The sequence below is a fragment of the Salinivibrio proteolyticus genome (genome assembly GCF_027286365.1).
In the GTDB taxonomy this organism is placed as follows: domain Bacteria; phylum Pseudomonadota; class Gammaproteobacteria; order Enterobacterales; family Vibrionaceae; genus Salinivibrio; species Salinivibrio proteolyticus.
The window spans coordinates 1,062,785-1,083,228 of sequence record NZ_CP114584.1 but is presented as its reverse complement, the minus strand read 5'-3'; the positions used below and the strand labels follow the sequence as shown (position 1 = coordinate 1,083,228).

Here is a 20,444-nt window from a genome sequence, read left to right as displayed (position 1 = left end):
ATAAAGAAAATGCCGGCAATGCCGGCATTTCGTGATTCGTTACGCTCCAGTTTACCCTTTTCGCGGGCAGCGCGCATCAAGCAGAAGCTTTTTGCGGCGCCTTAGGGGCTTCATCGCGTAACTCACGGCGCAAGATTTTACCTACATTGGTTTTCGGTAGCTCATCGCGGAATTCAACCACGCGAGGCACTTTATAACCGGTCAAATGCTTACGGCAGTGCGCTATCAGATCATCACGGGTCAGCGACGGATCCTTTTTCACCACACAAATCTTAACGACTTCGCCTGAGTTTTCGTCTGGCTGACCAATCGCGGCGACTTCCAATACCTTATCATGCAGGGCGACCACATCTTCCACTTCATTGGGATAGACGTTAAAGCCTGATACAAGGATCATATCTTTTTTACGATCGACAATGTGTAAGAAGCCGTTATCATCAAACTGCACCACATCACCGGTTGCCAACCAACCGTCTTCATCGATACTTTCACGCGTCGCCTCTGGTCGGTTCCAATAACCTTGCATCACTTGCGGACCACGCACCAACAATTCGCCCGGTTGGTTATCGGCGACATCTTCACGATTCTCATCCACAATACGGACTTCCGTAGATGGGACGGGCAAACCGATCGACCCGTTGTAATCACGCAAATCATAAGGGTACGCCGCCACAAGCGGTGAGCACTCGGTTAAGCCATAGCCTTCTAGGAGGTGCTTACCGGTCAGTTTTTTCCAGCTTTCTGCGACAGCGCGTTGTACCGCCATGCCGCCACCAACAGTAAGGCGTAAGTTGGAAAAATCTAACTCATGAAAATCTTCGTTGTGTAGCAAAGCGTTAAAGAGGGTATTCACCCCTGTAATCGCCGTAAATGGATATTTTTGTAGCTCTTTGATAAAGCCCGGAATATCACGCGGGTTGGTGATCAACAGGTTCTGTCCACCCATTTCAATAAACAGCAGGCAGTTTACGGTTAGCGCAAACACGTGATAAAGCGGTAGCGCGGTCACTACCAACTCTTCGCCCACGTTTAGCACCGGTTGATAAGTGCCTTTCGCTTGGTAGACGTTGGCCAACATGTTGCGGTGCGTCAAGATAGCGCCTTTCGCCAATCCAGTGGTACCACCCGTGTACTGGAGGAAAGCGACATCATCACCTTTTAAGAAAGGTTTTACATACTGCATACGGCGGCCACGGCGGAGCGCATTACGCATCGACGTTGCGTCCGGCAAATGGTATTTCGGTACCATTTTCTTGACGTACTTGACCACAAAGTTCACTAACGTGCCTTTCGCACGAGGGAGCTGGTCCCCTAAACTCGTAAGGATCACGTGCTTAACGGGTGTATTCTCCACCACCTTTTCCAAGGTGTGAGCAAAATTGCTGACAATCACAATCGCTTTCGCACCTGAGTCAGTCAACTGGTGCTCCAACTCTCGTGGCGTATATAAAGGGTTGACGTTAACCGCCACACAGCCCGCTCGCAAAATACCGAACAACGCAATTGGATACTGCAGCAAATTCGGCATCATGATCGCCACACGATCGCCTTTTTGTAATTTCAGCTCGTTTTGCAGGTACGCCGCAAATGCGCGGCTACGCTCTTCGAGCTTACGGAAGGTCATGACCTGGCCCATGTTAATAAAGGCTGTTTGGTCAGCGAACTTTTGCACTGAGTGTTCAAACATCTCAATCAAAGAGCGATGGGCATCTGGATCTATTTCCGCCGGCACATCCGACGGGTAACGATTAAGCCAAACCTTTTCCACTGGCTTTCTCCTATGTTTTAGCTTGCAGGCTATACTGCCCGCTTCGATCGACGCGAGATTCTATTCAAACAGGTGTTTAACCCGTCCACCATAGCGTTAACATTATTTTTACACGAGCATTTTAAGTGCGCGTTTGAATTTTGGTCACAAAATCTGTTACCCACGATGCAGCCTGTTGCGGTTGTTGAAGGTGACAGTGATGCGTACCCGGCAGGTCCACCACCTGTAATTGGCGAAACCCATGCATCCGTTGCTGAGCATCCTGCGAACGCAATGCAGGATAGCCATACGTTCCTCGAATGGCGAGAGCAGGACAGTGAATTGCCCGGATAATCGATTCACAATGCGCGGGCGACATCCGGTAAAGCGCATCCCCGCGCAAATGAGGATCGTGTCGCCAAGTGATACCTTGAGGAGTCTCCATCAATCCGCGAGCGACTAATGGCAAAAGCGGTTCAGCCGCCACTTTATTGATGGACGCGCGTAATTGTAGCGCCTGAAATGCAGAATCAAAGTAGCGTTGGCGCTTTTGACGCTGCTTTAAGCGTTGATCAAGACTTTTCGCCAATCGGTTGGTTATCTGTTGAGCAGGTTCAGCCATCGGGCCGAGCGCTTCTATCATTACCAGTGCAGCAATGCGGTCTGGAAAAGCAGCGGCATAGCAACTCGCCACCAGCCCACCGAGTGAGTGGCCAACCAAGATCAGTGGGCCGGAGAAGCGCTGTTGATGGAGCACTTGGTGTAAATCATCCAAGTAGTCGTAGAAGGGGTAGTAGTAGTCGCCCAGTTTATGTTCTGACAGACCGTGTCCGGGCCAATCAAACAATAATAATCCCCACTCGCGGGGTAAATAAGGCACCAGAGCATGAAAACTGGCTAGGTTATCTTGCCAGCCGTGAAGCATGACCAAAGTAGGCGCACCGATTGCCGCTGGACGGGCAGCTCCCGTGACACGCGTTGAGGCCAGTGAGAGCGTGAGTGGTTCCAATCCGCTCGACAGGCCGATCATCGCTGGATTTGCCTGAAGTGCCTCATCAAGTTGCGCCGACAGTGGAGAATGCATCATTGGTTAGGGTAAAGTGATCACGCTTTGTACTCGCCCAGTCCCGACGCCTACCCGAACGCGCGAGCAATATAGTCCATAACAATAAGGGCGATCGTCATCGATAACCTTTTGCTCAATGTTCCACAGCTGGTGCCCTTTGACTGACAATACAGGGTAGGCATATTCATAGTCCCCGACTTTACCCATTTGCTGTTCAACAAATTCACCCAGCACCGTAATAGGACGCCCTTTCGCATAGTCTGCAGGATCGACAAAACCGCTAAAAACCGCTTTAAATCGACCCAGTGACGACGCACCAATATCGGGGCGCCCCGCACTGGAGGTGGGCAACGCGACGATTTCGACTACCGAGTCCGCTTCGCGGTTTTCAACACTGGCGATCATGCCGCCCATGCGCACTTCTTCACCCTGATTGGCTGCGGTCATACTGGCTACGACCGGGTACTCAGTTACCGGCTGATCCATACGACCTTTTAAACTGTCAGGCAAGGTGCTGCAACCGGTTAACAGTAGCGCCCCGATCATCAGCAATCCGGTTGATATTAGCTTCATCACACGTACTCCTCTCTCGACGTCATACATAGATATCGACCCCGACGAGGTTAAGCAGTTCCTCTCGCCGCGCATGGTTAAGCACCGCTAAGTAAGATGACATTGCCTGACGACCGCGGCCATCGGGTAAATCATACTGAATATGTTGTTTAGCTTGCTCTGCCTCTGAGACAGAGACATGTTGCACCTTTTGCCGCACTGCCTTGGCAACTTGGCTCGTTTGCGGAGTTTGTTTACGCGACGCTTTCTCCGAGGATGAAGGGCGCCGCGTTTGATTCGGCCGGTTAGGCGGTGAAGAAGGAATTCCGTTAATCGATACCATACTTGCTTCCTATGCGAGGCAAACCGACCCAAACAGACTCTTACTCGCGTCCGGGGAGCTTCTTCCACGTGACCTTGTCACGCAAGTAGGTGGGCGTCGCGAGCTCAGCGGCGACAGCCTCACCACGCTGGTAGGCGTATTTGGCAATAGCCAGCATGTCTTGTGCTTGTGGATACAACACGCCTGATTCTGTGGTGGTCAGATCCAACCCTTTCGCTAATTCAGGATAGGCAGGCCAGCCGGTTCCTGCCAGTGCCCACGTACCGTCGGTCGATTCAAGGCACAATGCGTCAGGCGCCACAACCGCTTCATCAGCCAACGCATGCCAATCGCCATTTTCTTGACGTTCATACTGGGCAAAGTATAGCTCTCCCATTCGCGCATCAATCGCCGTGAGTACTTGCGTTGCGCCATGAGTACGGTGCGCTTGCTCGGCCATCGCCGCTAGCGTCGATACACCCAGCACGGGTAAATCAGCACCAAACGCTAAACCTTGTGCAATCCCAATGCCAATTCGCACACCAGTAAAACTCCCTGGCCCCCGGCCGAAGGCGAGTGCATCGAGTTGCGTGAGTGATACGCCCGCCTCCGCGAGTACCTCATCGACCATGGGTAAGATTTTATTGGTGTGTTCACGCGGCGCAATGTCACTGCGCACCATCATCTGATCGCCGATACACAGCGCAACAGAGCAGTTTTCCGTGGCCGTATCCACGGCAAGCATTTTTAGCGTCATTTAACCCTCAATCGGTGATTGCAATGCAGGCATCTCTGCATCGGTATGGTCAGCATTTATGGCTGATAAAAAGTCGTCAATATTATTCAGATCGCGCGTACGCGGTATGGGCGGTAAGCTGCGTAAAAAGGTGGCGCCATAAGGGCGCGTCACTAGGCGGTTATCACAAATGATCAACGCGCCTTGGTCACGCTTATCGCGAATCAAACGCCCTACCCCTTGCTTGAGCGTGATCACCGCTTCTGGAATTTGCACTTGCGAGAAGGGGTCGCCGCCTTGCAACTTACAATCTTCAATACGCGCTTTGAGCAAGGGGTCATCGGGCGACGCAAACGGCAGTTTGTCGATGATCACGCAACTGAGTGCCTGTCCACGCACATCGATCCCTTCCCAAAACGCGCCGGTTGCCACCAGCAACGCATTCCCCAGTGATAAGTATTCTGCCAACAGGCGCTGTTTCGGCATTTCGCCTTGCATCAACACGGGAATCGCGAGTTGGTCGCGAAACAATGCTGTTAAGTCTCGCACCATTTGATGCGACGTACACAAAAAGAAACAGCGCCCTTGATTACGCTCAATCACAGGCCCTAACAAGGTTGCCAGCTTGTCGGCTCGCCGATAGCTATTGGTTTCAGGCACATGGCGTGGCACACACAGTCGCGCTTGTGAGGGATAGTCAAAGGGGCTTTCTAACGTCATCTGCCGTTGTGCTGAAATGCCAAGTCGATGACTAAAGTGGCTAAAATCACCTTCCACGGCGAGTGTCGCCGAGGTAAAAATCCATGCCCCACCTTGTTCATCCATTTGTTCGCGGAAACGATCGGCCACCGAGAGCGGCGTAATATTGAGGCTGAAGTGATGGCGCGTACATTCATACCAGTACGAATAGCCTGTGATCGACGTATCACGCAGTCGCGATAAACGTGCCTTAAATAAGGTGATGCGATCAAACGCCGCATCCAATAGTTGGCTGCGACCCAGTGACAGTTTGACCACGTCATGGGCCAACTCCAGTGCATCGGTTAAGCGTACTAATTCTTTCTCGACAGCCGGTGAAGCTTGAAGCTCTCGCCAATTGCCACGAAAGCCGGGCTCTCCCATCACTAAACGCATATCCATCGCCGCTTGCGATAAACGATCGGCGACTTTTTCCAACTGTCGGGTATCACGCAATTCCGTACGATAAGCAATGTGGATGTCTTTCGCGGCGTCTTGTAACTGGCGACTAGACAGCGACTGACCGAAATATTGGCTGGCAATATCAGGTAATTGATGCGCTTCATCGAACACCATGATATCCGCATCTGGGATCAATTCCCCAAACCCAGTTTCTTTGATCGCCACATCAGCCAAGAACAAATGGTGGTTCACGACCACTACATCCGCCTCCATCGCGCGACGGCGCGCCTTGACGACATAGCAGTCTTCATAGCTTGGACAGTCTTTACCAAGGCAATTGTCGTTGGTCGACGTGATCACGGGAATGAGCGGACTGTCTTCCGCCAACGCGTCACACTCACTCAAATCCCCCGACTCTGTATACGAAGACCATTCGCGGATTTTGACCAGTTGGCTTAATTGGCTCGGATCACTATCTGGGCGATGACACTCACTGATCTGACGACTCAAGCGCTCTGGACAAAGGTAGTTCACTCGCCCTTTCAACAGCGCCGTGGTACCAGTGAACCCCAACGCCGATTTCATCAAGGGTAAATCGCGATGATAAAGCTGCTCTTGCAGGTTCTTTGAGCCCGTGCTGATGATGGCTTTTTTACCACTCAACAATACAGGGGCAAGATAGGCATACGTTTTCCCTGTTCCTGTCCCGGCCTCGACCACCAACTGTCCTTGCTCGCGGATCGCGGCATCGACCGCCATCGCCATATCGGTTTGCGGCTGTCGAGGCACAAAGCCATCAATTGCTTTTGCCAGCGCACCGGCATCAGAGAAAACCTTTCGGATCATTGGATAAATACACAGGGGAAAGCGGGCATTATGCCAAAGCCCCCAAGAGGATGAAACCACTTCCCCTCGGATGTTCGGCGATCAGGGTAAATTCACTTTGACCTTGGGGTGTAGACAGGGTAAAACCGAAGGACTATTAAGCAACATCACATCAACATGGAACGAAAAACATTACTCACGGATTGTCCCGATGCCCAAGGCCTGATCGCCAAGATCACCAATATTTGTTATAAGCACCAACTCAACATCGTCCATAATCGCGAATATGTCGACAATGCCACGGGTCGATTTTACATGCGCACCGAATTGGAAGGGATTTTTAATGACCACACGCTGTTGTTAGATCTCGACCAAGCGCTTCCTGCTGGGAGTCACCGTCAGCTTATCAGCTCACGGCGAAAGCGCGTTGTGATCATGGTGACCAAAGAGTCGCACTGTTTGGGCGATATTTTAATGAAAGCCTACGATGGCTCTTTGGATATCGAGATTGCTGCCGTGGTGGGAAACTATGACAAGCTACGGACGCTGACTGAGCGCTTCGATATTCCTTTCCACCATGTTTGCCATCAAGATTTATCGCGTGAGGCACACGAGCAGGCAATGTTAAAGGCAATCCAGCCGTACCAGCCCGACTACATCATACTGGCCAAGTATATGCGCGTGCTCACCCCCGACTTTGTCGCGCAATATCCACACAAAATCATTAATATTCACCATAGCTTCTTGCCGGCATTTATTGGCGCACGCCCCTATCATCAAGCTTTTGAGCGTGGTGTCAAAATCATTGGTGCGACCGCTCACTTTGTTACCAACGACTTGGATGAGGGCCCCATTATTGGTCAAAACGTGATTCATGTTGACCACAGTTTTAATGCGCAAGATATGGCCAAAGCCGGACGTGATGTGGAAAAAAGCGTGCTGAGCCAAGCGATTGCCCGAGTGGTGGATGACAAGGTATTTGTTCACGGCAATAAAACCGTGATCCTATAATCACATATCGCACTCCCGACAGCTCCATGAAGCCAGTGCTTAGTCACTGGCTTCGCTTGCAATAATCTCAGCCAGCGGAAAAGGGTGAAACTTCACGCAAACATCTTGATACTTAAAAGCAATGGTCGGATTAGGTAACCGCTCGCCTTTCACACAAGGTTCGCTGCACTTCACCGTGATGGTATGTTGCTGTTCTGCGCGCGCAAATATGCCTGGAAACGCGCGCTGCAATGCTTGCTTTAGTCCTGCCATGTCAGCGGTGGTACAGGGCAGCACAAACTCAACATGCTCCCAGCTTTGCCGCGAATACCGTTTGTGGTTAGGAAACGGAAGCTCAACCCAAAGCGTTTGCCATTGACCAATGGTTAATGCCCGCTCCAGTGCATAAATGTGGATTGGCCGACCATTGACGATCGCCTCAGAGCACAACTTACCTTGCGACGCGAGCTCACTGGCCAAAGATTCGGTTACCGCGATATCGTGGGTGCGTATCGCGACATGATCCAGTGTCAGCTCCGCGCAATTGATCGCAAGCAAATCAAGCAACTGATTGATTTTATCTGCAAAAGCTGCTTTATCTCGCATCAGGGTAGTTAGGTTCGTGGCATCATGCATGGTGACCTCTTTAAGGTTAAACGTCGCCCGTTTCATTTCAGCGCGTAAAGATATCAGTGTTGACGGTGAATAACTATTGCCAACCCCTGCTAGTTTATGGGTATCATTAGGGTTTACCCGCGTCAGTTGACGCCACGGTTCGCAACAATACAGCATCCCGCCAACACTGTGCTTGTACGCCCAAGGCTCAGTGCAGTGTTGGCGGATTCTTGTATCTGTAAGCTGGAAGCCCACACAACGGGCAGTTAACAATCGGCCCGGTTAGTAGTAAAGGTAAGCAAGTGAATATTCAAAGTCTTCTTAACGAGAAAGTTTCTGCCGCCATGGTTGCGGCGGGTGCGCCTGAAGGCACACCGGCGGCGGTACGTCAGTCTGCTAAACCTCAATTTGGTGATTATCAGGCCAACGGCGTGATGGGCGCAGCAAAAAAATTAGGGTGTAACCCTCGCGAGTTCGCACAAAAAGTACTGGATGCCCTCGACCTTGGCGATATGGTCAGTAAAACCGAAATCGCTGGCCCTGGTTTTATCAACATTTTCTTAAACGACCAATGGCTAGCGACGCAAGCTGACCAAGCGCTCGCGGATACGCGGTTAGGTGTCGCCACTGAAGCGACCCAAAACATTGTGGTCGATTACTCTGCACCAAACGTTGCCAAAGAAATGCACGTGGGTCATCTGCGTTCAACCATCATTGGTGACGCCGTTGTTCGCACCTTGGAATTTCTGGGTCATAAGGTCACCCGCGCCAACCATCTCGGCGACTGGGGCACGCAGTTTGGTATGTTGATTGCCAACTTGGAACTGCATGAATCTCGCGGTGATGACATCTCGATGGAACTGGGCGATATCGAAAACTTCTATCGTGAGTCCAAGCGTCGTTACGACGAAGACGAAGAATTTGCTGCCACAGCGCGCCAATATGTAGTGCGTCTTCAGCGTGGTGATGCATACTGCAAAGAAAAATGGGAAAAATTAGTGAAAGTGACGTTGGAACAAAACCAACGTAACTACGACCGTCTCAATGTGTCATTGACTGACAAAGACGTCATGGGTGAAAGCCTTTACAACGATATGCTGCCAGGCATTGTCGAAGACTTAAAAGCGAAAGGCATCGCTGTTGAAGATGACGGCGCCCAAGTCGTGTTCTTGGATGAATACAAGAACAAAGACGGCGAGCCTATGGGTGTGATCATTCAAAAACGTGATGGTGGCTTTTTATACACCACCACCGACATTGCCTGTGCCAAATACCGCTATGAGCATTTCAATGCCGATCGCGTCTTGTATTTTATTGACTCACGCCAACATCAACACCTGATGCAAGCGTGGACCATCGTGCGTAAAGCCGGTTACGTGCCTGATTCTGTCAGCCTCGAGCACCATGCGTTTGGTATGATGCTTGGCAAAGATGGCAAGCCATTTAAAACGCGTGCAGGTGGCACCGTTCGTCTTGCTGACTTACTCGACGAAGCTGAAACCCGCGCCAAGGCACTGATCGCCAAGAAAAATCCAGACATGGATGAAGCTGAGCAGCGTGAAATCGCCACCACCGTAGCAATGGCGGCGGTGAAATATGCGGACCTGTCTAAGCACCGCACCACGGACTACATCTTCGACTGGGATCATATGCTGGCATTTGAGGGCAATACAGCGCCTTATATGCAGTACGCCTACACCCGTGTTGCTTCTGTGTTTGCAAAATCAGGCGTTGACCGTGATGCACTAGAGGGTGAAATGGTCATTGAGCATGAGAAAGAAAAAGCATTGGTTGCCAAGCTATTGCAATTCGAAGAAGCGGTTAAGTCTGTTGCTCGCGAAGGCCAACCACACCTGATGTGTAGCTACTTGTTCGATTTGGCGGGACTTTTCTCTAGCTTCTATGAAGCGTGCCCAATTCTATTGGCTGAAGGTCAAACCCGTCAAAGTCGCCTGCGTATGGCGGCACTGACAGCAAAAACGATCAAACAAGGTCTTGCGCTACTGGGTATCAATACCCTTGAGCGCATGTAACCCAACCTTGTTCAACCGATAGCTGATATGAAAGCCCACCTTAACCGGTGGGCTTTTTAATGGTTAGCCTTGCCCGAAACGCTGTTCGGTTTCGCTTAGCCAAAGCCGCTCCTCTGGGGTGGATAAGCGTCCCATGACGGCATTGCGATGTGGAAAACGGCCAAAGGCCTCGATAATGTCATAATGCTGACGCGCGTAATCGTAGCATTGTTCAAACCAAGCTTGATTCTCTGGTTCAACCGCTTGTCGAAGTTGATTTAAGCGAAAAAGAGCTTCTTGCTGATCGTCTTCACCCTCTGCGTGCTCGAGCGGCATGTAAAAGAAAACACGCTGTAAAGGCGTCAGTGCCTGATCATCCCCTTTCGCTAACCCCGCCTTACAAATGGCTAATGCTAATGCATCATAACGATACGCCGCCGCTAACCCTCGGTATAAATTGCGTGGGAATTGGTCCAGCAAGATAATCAATGCAAGGCGGCCTTGTGGGGTCTGCGCCCACGCATTTAATTCTCCCGCTCCCGCTGCGCTAACCCATGTTTGAAATATTGCTCGAATCTGTTCATCGGTTTCTGGATTGCCACCAAACCACAACGCATTGCACTCTGGCGCTGGCGCTTGCTCAGCGCTTTGACCAAACCAAAACGAAAGGACTTCTTGATAGTGCATCTTGCCTCCTACCCGCAGCCTTAATCGTTATCACGATCAAGCCATTCAATACTCTTCTCTATTCAAGCGTACTTGGTTTTGATTGTCCCCGGTTCAAATCAAACAATCTCATCGGTACTTTGTGACCCATCAGTAAGTTGTGATGTAAGCTAGAGCAATACATTTCATTAAGGAGCCACCATGCCTTTTTCTCTTCATGATCGCCTCGCCGCAGATAGTGCCTACGTAGGCGACTTTGATTTATGCCAATTACGTCTTGCCCATGCAGATTTTGGCCCTTGGCTAATCCTGATCCCACGTAAAAACGATATCCACGAAGTGCATCACCTCAGTGATGAGGATCAGCAACAGCTATGGCGAGAGTCTGCTGCCGTCTCGCAATGTTTGGAACACGGTTTCCACCCCGATAAGCTCAACATCGCGGCGATCGGCAACCTCGTTCCACAACTTCATGTCCATCATGTCGCACGCTACCAAACCGATAGTGTGTGGCCGAACCCTATCTGGGGACATCTTAATGTGGGCCCTCGCGCTGACGATAAACAAACTGCCTTGATTCAAACCCTACGAACCACGCTGATGCCAGATGGATTGCATGTCAATCCGGCATAAAACGCTTCGTTATTTTCGTCAAAATAGAAAAGCATAGCGATAAAAACCATGAATTTCAGTTATTTAAAAAGCATTGCACTTTTAACGAAAGATGGCGGAATTCTCCTAACCCTTCCTGATCCACACAGGCTACATTAGTGACTCTTTCATAACCTTTTCAACCGGGTGGAGTGTCCGCTCCGCCCCCGGCAGCAAGCGAAGGTGTCGTTGACACCCGTGGTATGGTCTCCCCGGTCATACCACGTTCCTTTTTCCCTTAGGTATAAATTCCAATACAGGTCACTGCCAGATAGGCACAGGCATGTATATACCTTGTTGGCGTAGCAGATTTAATCGGTTGGGCTAGTGAGTGCTTGAGGGAGGATGCGATCACAATACTGTGAGGGGCTCACACCAAAGTATCCTTTAAATCGCTGACTGAAATACGCCGGGTCACGATATCCGCACGCTTCGGCGGTCTCAGTAATACTCATCCCTTGTTTTAACAACCCGCTCGCATAGGTCAATCGCTTTTGGGTGATATAGCTGGTGACCGTGATATGAAAATACTGGCGACATTTGCGTTGTAAGTTCCGCTCCGACATCGCTAACGCGGTGGCCAGCTCATGGGTAGAAAAGTCAGGATTGGTAAAGCCGTTTTCCACCGCTTGCATAAAACGCGATATCCATGCGGAACGCAGCTGTTGACACTGAGCGCGGCGTTTAGCGTGATGCCCACTCATCTCGACGACAACAGCGTCAGGTTGAGCCGCGATGGGATCAAATATTGGCTGTGTTGTGCGATGTTGTTGAAGACGCTTGCTTTGTTGTCGGGCCTGATAGCGCTGTTTAAACGCTAATCCAACCGCTAACAACACAATACTCACAAAGACAGCAAGGATGGCCCCACTCATCATGTGTGGCAACATGGGGAGAGAAATATCAAGATTCAACACCGTGTGCGACGCACCATCGCGAGGAATGGCAATGCGCAGCTGATACTCTCCCCCTGCCATATTCGCCAGCGTAATGGTATCGCTACTGGTTTGTTGCCATGCGGCAAGCTGCCCAGCCATTGGGTTTCCTGGATGGCGCTTCGCGATCAGCTGATAGTGGACACGACTGACCTGCCGCTCAGGTGGCCAACTTCCCCATTCAAGCTGAGTCGGATTGTTTTCTAGCAATGTCATTGCCGTTTGCTGGCGCGGTGCAATACGCCAACGTCTGTCCTGTTGCCACACAGCGCCAATCACAACCTTCGGCGGTTTTCGTAGTGAGAACGCAAGTTGATCGGTATTAATCACAAAACGCTCAGCGCCGGAAAAAATGGTCAACTGATGCGGATTGGATACGCGACACACCACCTGTCCCATTGGCGTAGGTAGTCTGAATGTGCGCACAACACCTCTTGGTGCAATATGGACGATAGCTTGATTGCTGTACGCCCAAACACCGTCTTTATTACCGGTAATACAATGAAACTGCTCATTGTTTAACGACAGATAGGCCGCCGACACCGTATCCGGTGTGGTATGGTCATACTGATAAATGCCTTGCGCACTGGCGAGCCAAAGGCGGCCCCGTTCATCGGTATACAAATCAGACAACGGCAAGAGAGAGACAGGTAACCGAATCGCTTGAAACTGCCCATCTCGATAACGTGTCAAACCTTGCTGCTGACGGATCCAAACGCTACCGCGGCCATCATCATAAAACCCTTCAACGTCGCCCTCATCCACTTGCCATCCGGTACCGTAGTCCACAACCGTTTCTGAAGCCGGCCAGTAACGGATTAGCTGAGGTCCTTTTGCCAACCAAAGCGTCCCTGCCGCATCGGTATACAAGTGCTCAGCAGCGAAGTTGGCGACAGGTTCTGGGAGTATTAAACGTGCCCCTGTTCGGGTATCTAAGCCAGCCACACCATTTTCTGTCGACCACCACAACTGTGTCGCTTGTCGTGCAGCACTCTTGATCTTATCGCCGTTTTGATCTGACATACGCGCCAACCAACGACCACTCAAATCACGCCAATGACGACCTCTTAGCAGCCAAGGGTCACTGGCCTTTGAAAAGCCTTGGGTGATCGCTTGTGGAAAGGGACCATGCTGATGCGCAATCCAGCGCTGTCCGGCTGCGCGATAACGTAATGACTGGTCGGTGGAAAACCAAATTCCCCCTTCGGCATCGGCGCGTAAAAAAGTCACCCGTGTGCCATCTATTGCACTCTGACCCGGCGTCCATACCGGTGATGCACTCCCATCGAGTGACAGGAGAAAAAGCCCTTGCTCATTAGCAGCCCAAACGCCTCCCGCCCCTGAGGCAAGATAATGAAACCCACCCTGCTGCGTCAGTATATGCTGCCCCGTCACTGAGTCTTCATCGAGAGCAAGTAAATACACCGCATTGTGAGTGCTCACCCAAGCCCGCGAGTCTTTCCCTGTGATCGCAGTTATCGGAGAGTTGAAGCGGCGTATCTGGTGAATGCCTTGCTCACTGACTTGGTAGAGCGCTTGGCCGATGGCAATCAAGCGATGCTCGTTCGTCATCCAAGTCAGCTCTGCTCGCCATTGTCCTGCGCGCCAAATTGAAAAGCTGTTATCTTCCACCACATAGCGGCTGAGTTGACCGTCACTAATATGCCAAAGCTCACCGTCTATCGTCGCAAGACGGGATTGTGCATCCGCTTGGCGCGCCAACACTGTCTGTGGCAGGCGATAACGTGTGACAATATGCTGTCCCGATTGGTAGCGATAAATAAAGTTCTGCCCTGCCATCCAAAGGGCATCATGCGCAAAGGCAATCGCCGTTACTTTTTCTTCGGGCAGACTGAGCACATCACTGAGTGGATGGGTTTGGTGGCCGTCAAAAAAAACGACCTCTCCTTGATGATTAAGCAACCAGACGCCACCGCCCGGCTGGTAGGCGATGTCACGCACGTTCGCGACCGCCTGCAAGCCCGGATAGGCTTGGAACGAGGTTTCCAACCCATGATGTGCCTGCAAAGGCAGACAGAAAAAGGTGCTAATTACCCAAATCAGGCAGAGCAATAGGCGTTTCATGCAACTAAGAGAGGAATAAGGGTCGCAAAATTAAGACGGGTATCATCCTGTGTAACCATACAAAATGGAACCCTGCGACCCTCAATGTGAGCTAGGCCTCACATTCTTGAGATTTATTAGCTGTTAAGAACTTGAGACAGCTGCTGATGAGCGCGTCTTGCTTGACGCTTGAAGTCGTCTTGCTCGCTACGCGGCACCGGATGCGCTTCAGGTAAAGGCACCTTCATGGCATTCACTGGATGGCCATATTTAATCAGCTCAAAATGCAAATGAGGGCCGGTCGAGCGTCCAGTGTTACCACTCAATGCGATTTTTTGCCCCATAGAGACGTGATCACCCGGCTTCACTAAAATACGGTGAAGGTGCAAATAGCGGGTCGAGTATTCGCGACCATGTTTGATCACGACATAGTTGCCTGCCAATGGATGCTTGCGCGCTTTGACCACTACACCATCGCCTGCTGCCAAGACGGGCGTCCCCACCGGGGTGGCGAAATCGGTGCCGTTATGCGGTGAAATACGTCCGGTGATCGGATGCTTACGATGGGGGTCAAATGACGAGCTGATACGGTAACGCTTGGCGGTTGGGAAGCGACGTAAAGCACGATCCAGACTATGGCCCTGCTCATCATAGAAGCGACCATCGGTGTGGCGATAGACAAAGATATCTCGATCGCCCGCTTGATAAAGCATCGCCATCACTTCGCCAGACGATACCGCTTTATTATCGATAAACTCTTTGTTGACCAATACTGAAAAGCGATCCCCACGATGAGACTCTGCACCAAAGTCAAAGCGCCATTGTAGGGCTGAGACCAAGTTCTGAATTTGGTTAGGCGTCAACCCTGCTTGTCGCGCTTGCTGGTAAAAACTACTTGTGACGCGGCCCGACAGAGTGACTTGTTCGTAGACTCCGGTCGTTTCAAGTTGCTCGTAGCTCACCCCATCCGCACCAAAGACATACTGATCCCGATATTTAATCGATTGATAAACAGTGAGTGAAGAAAGCTGTCCCTCATCATCAATTTGCCAATCAATTTTTTGTCCAAGCCGAATATCGCCCGCCTTCTGATTCACATCGAGGATCTGGTACATCTGACGGAGCGGTAGACCATACTGTGAAAAAATCGCACCCAAGGTATCACCAGAGGCAACCGTGTGGGTGTGAATGCGGGCCGCTTCTGAAGTGATATCTTGCTCGAGAGCATCTTCAGGCACTGTCAGTGCTGGATCATCAGCGTCTAAACCAACTTCAATCGGCTCACTGTTTTCTAGCGGCATCGATGCCTGTTGCTCATCGATTAGCGGCAATGAGCGACGTTCATCGTGATGTGTAAAAGGATGTGGCTGCCACATGAGTGCGGCAGCAACGAGTAACGATAATGAGGCGAGCGCCAGCTTGTGCTGGCGAGGTAGCCGAGCGGTCGCGGCTAACCAGTTAGTGAGTAGTTTCATGCTTTAAACAACGTGCGAAGCGGTTTCCCATATCTTTCAAAAAAACCTGATAACCATCAGGCGCAACTCGAATAGCAGTTGCCAACGGATCCAAAGCAATCACAGTAACGTCATCGTTTCGGGTCACAGCATCGACCAGTGAGGGATTAAACTGCGGCTCGGTGAAGATACAGGTCGCGTCATGATTTAGCAATCCTCTCCGGATAGTTACTAGGGTCTTTGCGCCCGGTTTTTGGCTGGGATCGACGGTAAAGTGGCCCGTTTTCTTCAAACCAAATGCTTGTTCAAAGTAACCGTACGCATCATGAAATACGAAATATCCACTTTGCTGGCGTTGCGCCAATGCCGCATGAATATCGGTTACTGTCTCATCCAGCTGGGCGTTAAAAATGGCTAATTTAGCGCGGTATTGGTCAGCCTTTTCGGGCGCAGTTGTTATCAAGGCTTGAGTAATCGCCCGCGCTGCGACACGTGCCGACTCGGGGCCCAGCCAAATATGAGGGTCAATACCATGGTGGTCATGGTCGTGGCCATGATGGTGGGTCTCTGCTTCCCCGTCATAATGACGAAGTGGGATCCCCTCTACTTGAGTGAGGGTTAATACATTGGGCTGCTCTTGCAAAAGTTTACTCAAGAATAATTCAAGCTCCGGTCCCACCCAAACTGTCAAATCGGCCGCTTTCAAATTGCGAATATCAGAAGGTTTTAGCGCATAGCCGTGCGGTGATGCACCAGGCGGGAGTAACACCTCTACCGTATCGTCGTCCGCGACTAACCCTTGTGCAATTAGCTGCACCGGCTTAATCGTGGTCATCACAGTGACAGCCTGCGCTGGCAAGGCCAGTAACAGCGCAAAAAATAGTCCAATAACACGCACACCCATGGTTTACCCCAATTAATCAGTTTCATCAGCGATGCGAAATGTTATAATATAACAATTCCAATTCACAATGCTTTTTTCACTATGACTGACTCGCTAGTCACCCTCGATGCGGTGACGGTGACCTATAACGGCCGCCAGGTTCTGGATAATGTGTCGCTAGACTTAAAACGCGGCAATATCACCACATTGATTGGCCCTAATGGCGCGGGAAAATCCACCCTTGTAAAAACACTGATTGGCTTGGTTAAACCCAGCCAAGGCGCTGTGAGGCTTAAAAAAGGATTAAAGATCGGTTATGTGCCACAAAAGCTTCAGCTTAACCAAACACTACCCTTGACGGTCGACCGATTTATCCGCTTGGGGACGCGCTACACCAACGCGCAAATTACGCAAGCGCTAAGCACCGTCAATGCGGCCGCACTGCAATTTTCTAACATGCATACCTTGTCCGGCGGGGAAACCCAGCGGGTATTGCTTGCCCGTGCGATCCTTAAATCCCCCGATCTTTTGGTACTGGACGAACCCGTGCAAGGTGTGGATGTCAGTGGCCAGCTTGAAATGTATAGCCTTATCGCGACGCTGCGCGACACACTCAGCTGCGCCGTTTTAATGGTCTCACACGACCTGCATTTAGTGATGGCGAAAACCGATGAGGTGATCTGTTTGCAGCACCATGTGTGTTGCTCAGGGGCGCCAGATGCGATTTCTCAACATCCCTCTTATGTCGCGATGTTCGGTCGCCAAACCAGCGAACAGCTTGCTTTGTATCACCACCATCATAATCACGATCACGATTTATCTGGACAGCCTGTTAATGGCTGCCAACATCAGGAACACCAGCATGATTGAGTTTTTAATGGCACCAATTCTAGGAGGAGTGCTGATTGCCGCCATTGCAGGTCCACTGGGCTCTTTTGTGGTATGGCGTCGAATGGCCTATTTTGGTGATACCCTCGCCCATGCGTCGTTGCTTGGGCTCGCCGTCGGCTTTTTGTTGCAAATTGACCTTAATCTTGCGCTTATCGCAACCTGTCTGTTACTTGCTATTGTGCTAGTTGGTTTACAGCGCCAGCATTTGGTCGCCACTGATACTCTGCTCGGTATTTTGGCGCACAGTGCTTTATCGTTAGGGCTCGTTGCAGTCAGCTTTCTTGATACGGTGCGCGTGGATTTAATGGCGTATCTGTTTGGGGACTTATTGGCCGTAACCTATACCGATTTAACCTGGTTAGCGATTGGTGCTTGCTTCACATTTGCGGTGTTGGCTTATTACTGGGAACCTTTACTCTCGATGACCGTCAGCGAAGAGCTGGCTCAAGTTGAGGGTATTGATGTAGAACGCTTACGGCTGCTGCTCATGCTGCTTATCGGGCTTGTGATTGCACTGGCGATGAAATTTGTTGGCGCCCTAATCATTACGTCGATGCTAATCATTCCCGCAGCGACAGCGCGACGTCTCTCTGCCACGCCCGAGCAAATGGCATCATTGGCGAGTTTAATTGGTATGGGCGCCGTTTTTCTCGGTATGGCGGGCTCTTGGTTTTACGATACTCCAGCCGGTCCATCGGTCGTGGTTGCGGCCGCAGGTGTATTTATGCTGAGCCAACTGATCCCTATTCGGCGCCGCTAGCGACTCATCCATTCTGTTAGCCTTGTGCTCAGACAATACAAAAAAGCCGCTCACACGAGCGGCTTATCATCATGCTAAAACGGCGTTTTTACCATCCAGTTTTATCGCGCAGTGCTTGACCGATTTCTGCCAAGCTTTTCACTGTGGTGACGCCTGCAGCTTCAAGTGCTGCAAATTTGTCATCGGCTGTCCCTTTACCACCAGAGATGATCGCACCCGCATGGCCCATGCGTTTACCCGGAGGTGCGGTGACACCGGCGATGTAAGAAACAACAGGTTTGGTGACATGCTCTTTAATGTAAGCCGCCGCTTCTTCTTCAGCGGTACCACCGATTTCACCAATCATGACAATCGCTTCAGTCGCTGGATCTTTTTCGAACATTTCGAGGATGTCGATAAAGTTAGAACCTGGAATAGGATCGCCACCAATCCCCACACAAGTTGACTGGCCAAAGCCTTCATCCGTAGTCTGCTTCACCGCTTCATAGGTCAAGGTACCTGAGCGTGACACGATACCGACTTTACCCGGCTTATGGATATGACCTGGCATGATGCCAATCTTACATTCACCCGGGGTGATCACGCCTGGACAGTTTGGACCAATCATGCGAACGCCAGCTTCATCAAGCTTCACTTTCACTTCCAGCATATCCAGCGTTGGGATCCCTTCGGTGATACACACAATCAGCTCAATACCCGCATCAACTGCTTCGAGGATTGCATCTTTACAAAATGGTGCTGGCACGTAGATCACCGACGCCGTTGCACCCGTGGATTCCACGGCTTCTGCCACTGTGTTAAACACCGGCAAACCAAGATGGGTGGTTCCCCCTTTACCAGGAGATACCCCGCCAACCATTTGCGTACCGTATTCGATCGCCTGCTCAGAGTGGAAGGTACCCTGTCCACCCGTAAAGCCCTGACAGATGACTTTGGTGTCTTTATTAATCAGCACTGACATTGTTATTTACCCTCCGCTGCAGCAACGACTTTCTGTGCGGCTTCTGTGAGTGAGGTGGCCGCGATGATGTTCAAGCCGCTATCGGCTAGTTTCTTCGCACCTACTTCGGCATTATTGCCCTCTAGGCGAACGACAACAGGCACTTTCACGCCCACTTCTTCTACTGCGCCAATGATGCCGTCAGCAATCAAGTCACAGCGAACGATGCCGCCGAAGATATTCACCAATACTGCCTTCACATTGCTGTCAGACAGGATAATCTTGAATGCTTCAGTCACACGCTCTTTCGTCGCGCCACCGCCGACATCCAAGAAGTTAGCAGGGCTACCGCCGTGCAGATTAACAATATCCATGGTGCCCATCGCAAGACCTGCACCATTGACCATGCAGCCAATGTTTCCATCGAGGGCAACGTAGTTCAGTTCCCACTGTGCCGCATGCGCCTCACGGGCGTCTTCTTGGCTTGGATCGTGCATCGCGCGAACCTGTGGCTGGCGATAGACCGCATTGCTATCAATCGACAGTTTTGCATCCAAGCAGTGCAGGTTGCCCTGATCAGTAATCACCAATGGGTTCACTTCAACCAATGCGACGTCTTTATCAAGAAACAGCTGTGCAATCCCCATAAAGATCTTGGTGAACTGCTTGATTTGCTCACCTTCAAGACCCAATTTAAATGCCAGTTGACGGCCTTGATAAGGCTGAGGACCAACTAAAGGATCAATCGAGGCTTTGTGAATTAATTCAGGCGTCTCTTCCGCAACTTTCTCAATTTCCACACCGCCTTCTGTTGACGCCATGAAAACCACGCGACGCGAGCCACGGTCAACGACCGCACCGAGATATAGCTCTTTGGCGATATCAGTGCAGGATTCAACAAGAATTTTGCTAACTGGTTGGCCATTCGCATCTGTTTGGTAAGTAACGAGGTTTTTACCTAACCATTGTTGTGCGAACTCGCGAATTTGTTCTTTAGAGGAAGCCAGTTTTACGCCGCCCGCTTTACCGCGACCGCCCGCGTGGACCTGACATTTGACGACCCATTTGTCGCCACCAATTTTGTCGGCTGCTTCAGCAGCTTCTTGTGGTGTGTCGCAAGCATAGCCCTCTGAAACTGGTAGACCATATTCAGCGAACAGCTGCTTTGACTGATATTCGTGCAGATTCATGATGT

The 20,444-nt window shown here is 50.9% G+C and carries 18 protein-coding genes; 5 read left to right on the top strand and 13 right to left on the bottom strand.

Annotation, left to right across the window (positions count from 1 at the left end; genetic code table 11):
• Window positions 1–76 precede the first annotated feature (76 nt).
• The 6 genes from fadD to N7E60_RS05195 form a co-directional block, all read right to left on the bottom strand.
• Window positions 77–1,768 (bottom strand): long-chain-fatty-acid--CoA ligase FadD, encoded by a 1,692-nt coding sequence (gene fadD / locus N7E60_RS05220; protein ID WP_269598300.1) that lies wholly within the window; start codon window positions 1,766–1,768, stop codon window positions 77–79.
• Between the two features lie 121 nt (window positions 1,769–1,889).
• Entirely contained in the window at window positions 1,890–2,834 is a 945-nt protein-coding gene (locus tag N7E60_RS05215; RefSeq protein WP_269598299.1) for an alpha/beta fold hydrolase, read from the bottom strand.
• Window positions 2,835–2,837: 3 nt separating this feature from the next.
• Entirely contained in the window at window positions 2,838–3,386 is a 549-nt protein-coding gene (locus N7E60_RS05210) for a Slp family lipoprotein (protein WP_167314190.1), read from the bottom strand.
• Between the two features lie 22 nt (window positions 3,387–3,408).
• A complete protein-coding gene (locus tag N7E60_RS05205) occupies window positions 3,409–3,708 on the bottom strand; it encodes a hypothetical protein (protein ID WP_077481179.1) in 300 nt (99 codons plus the stop codon).
• 40 nt (window positions 3,709–3,748) lie between these two features.
• Window positions 3,749–4,444 (bottom strand): tRNA (adenosine(37)-N6)-threonylcarbamoyltransferase complex dimerization subunit type 1 TsaB, encoded by a 696-nt coding sequence (gene tsaB, locus N7E60_RS05200; protein WP_069588773.1) that lies wholly within the window; start codon window positions 4,442–4,444, stop codon window positions 3,749–3,751.
• A complete protein-coding gene (locus N7E60_RS05195; protein ID WP_269598298.1) occupies window positions 4,445–6,409 on the bottom strand; it encodes an ATP-dependent DNA helicase in 1,965 nt (654 codons plus the stop codon). It abuts the gene before it with no gap.
• A 156-nt stretch (window positions 6,410–6,565) separates the two neighbouring features.
• Here N7E60_RS05195 and purU point away from each other — a divergent pair, with 156 nt between their 5' ends.
• Entirely contained in the window at window positions 6,566–7,399 is an 834-nt protein-coding gene (purU, locus tag N7E60_RS05190) for a formyltetrahydrofolate deformylase (RefSeq protein ID WP_269598297.1), read from the top strand.
• 39 nt (window positions 7,400–7,438) lie between these two features.
• On the opposite strand, the gene N7E60_RS05185 is transcribed toward purU, so the two are convergent.
• Entirely contained in the window at window positions 7,439–8,014 is a 576-nt protein-coding gene (locus tag N7E60_RS05185) for a VOC family protein (protein WP_269598296.1), read from the bottom strand.
• Window positions 8,015–8,295: 281 nt separating this feature from the next.
• Here N7E60_RS05185 and argS point away from each other — a divergent pair, with 281 nt between their 5' ends.
• Window positions 8,296–10,026 carry an arginine--tRNA ligase gene (gene argS, locus N7E60_RS05180; RefSeq protein ID WP_069588765.1) on the top strand — a complete coding sequence of 577 codons (1,731 nt, stop codon included), beginning with the start codon at window positions 8,296–8,298 and terminating at the stop codon, window positions 10,024–10,026.
• Window positions 10,027–10,089: 63 nt separating this feature from the next.
• Here the strand turns inward: argS and N7E60_RS05175 are convergent, their stop codons facing one another.
• Entirely contained in the window at window positions 10,090–10,692 is a 603-nt protein-coding gene (locus N7E60_RS05175; protein WP_269598295.1) for a DUF924 family protein, read from the bottom strand.
• Between the two features lie 180 nt (window positions 10,693–10,872).
• Between N7E60_RS05175 and N7E60_RS05170 the strand changes: the two genes are divergently transcribed.
• A complete protein-coding gene (locus N7E60_RS05170; RefSeq protein ID WP_269598294.1) occupies window positions 10,873–11,304 on the top strand; it encodes an HIT domain-containing protein in 432 nt (143 codons plus the stop codon).
• Window positions 11,305–11,633: 329 nt separating this feature from the next.
• On the opposite strand, the gene N7E60_RS05165 is transcribed toward N7E60_RS05170, so the two are convergent.
• The 3 genes from N7E60_RS05165 to znuA form a co-directional block, all read right to left on the bottom strand.
• Window positions 11,634–14,342: an AraC family transcriptional regulator gene (locus tag N7E60_RS05165; protein ID WP_269598293.1), complete on the bottom strand. Its 2,709-nt coding sequence runs from the start codon at window positions 14,340–14,342 to the stop codon at window positions 11,634–11,636.
• A 116-nt stretch (window positions 14,343–14,458) separates the two neighbouring features.
• Window positions 14,459–15,796, bottom strand: coding sequence for a murein DD-endopeptidase MepM (gene mepM / locus N7E60_RS05160; RefSeq protein WP_269598292.1), 1,338 nt, complete (start codon window positions 15,794–15,796; stop codon window positions 14,459–14,461).
• Window positions 15,780–16,679, bottom strand: a complete 900-nt coding sequence (znuA, locus tag N7E60_RS05155; RefSeq protein ID WP_077765703.1) for a zinc ABC transporter substrate-binding protein ZnuA — start codon at window positions 16,677–16,679, stop codon at window positions 15,780–15,782. The genes mepM and znuA overlap by 17 nt, the downstream gene beginning before the upstream one ends.
• Before the next feature lie 81 nt (window positions 16,680–16,760).
• On the opposite strand from znuA, the gene znuC reads away from it, so the two are divergent.
• Together znuC and znuB are read left to right on the top strand one after the other, a co-directional pair.
• Window positions 16,761–17,528, top strand: a complete 768-nt coding sequence (znuC, locus tag N7E60_RS05150; RefSeq protein ID WP_077640810.1) for a zinc ABC transporter ATP-binding protein ZnuC — start codon at window positions 16,761–16,763, stop codon at window positions 17,526–17,528.
• The gene (gene znuB / locus N7E60_RS05145; RefSeq protein WP_077640809.1) at window positions 17,521–18,309 is read left to right on the top strand and encodes a zinc ABC transporter permease subunit ZnuB; all 789 of its coding nucleotides are present in this window, start codon (window positions 17,521–17,523) and stop codon (window positions 18,307–18,309) included. Before znuC ends, znuB begins: the two co-directional genes overlap by 8 nt.
• 88 nt (window positions 18,310–18,397) lie before the next feature.
• Here znuB and sucD read toward each other — a convergent pair whose 3' ends face one another.
• A complete protein-coding gene (gene sucD / locus N7E60_RS05140; RefSeq protein WP_069588376.1) occupies window positions 18,398–19,270 on the bottom strand; it encodes a succinate--CoA ligase subunit alpha in 873 nt (290 codons plus the stop codon).
• Window positions 19,271–19,272: 2 nt separating this feature from the next.
• The gene (sucC, locus tag N7E60_RS05135; RefSeq protein WP_069588378.1) at window positions 19,273–20,439 is read right to left on the bottom strand and encodes an ADP-forming succinate--CoA ligase subunit beta; all 1,167 of its coding nucleotides are present in this window, start codon (window positions 20,437–20,439) and stop codon (window positions 19,273–19,275) included.
• Window positions 20,440–20,444: the final 5 nt, after the last annotated feature.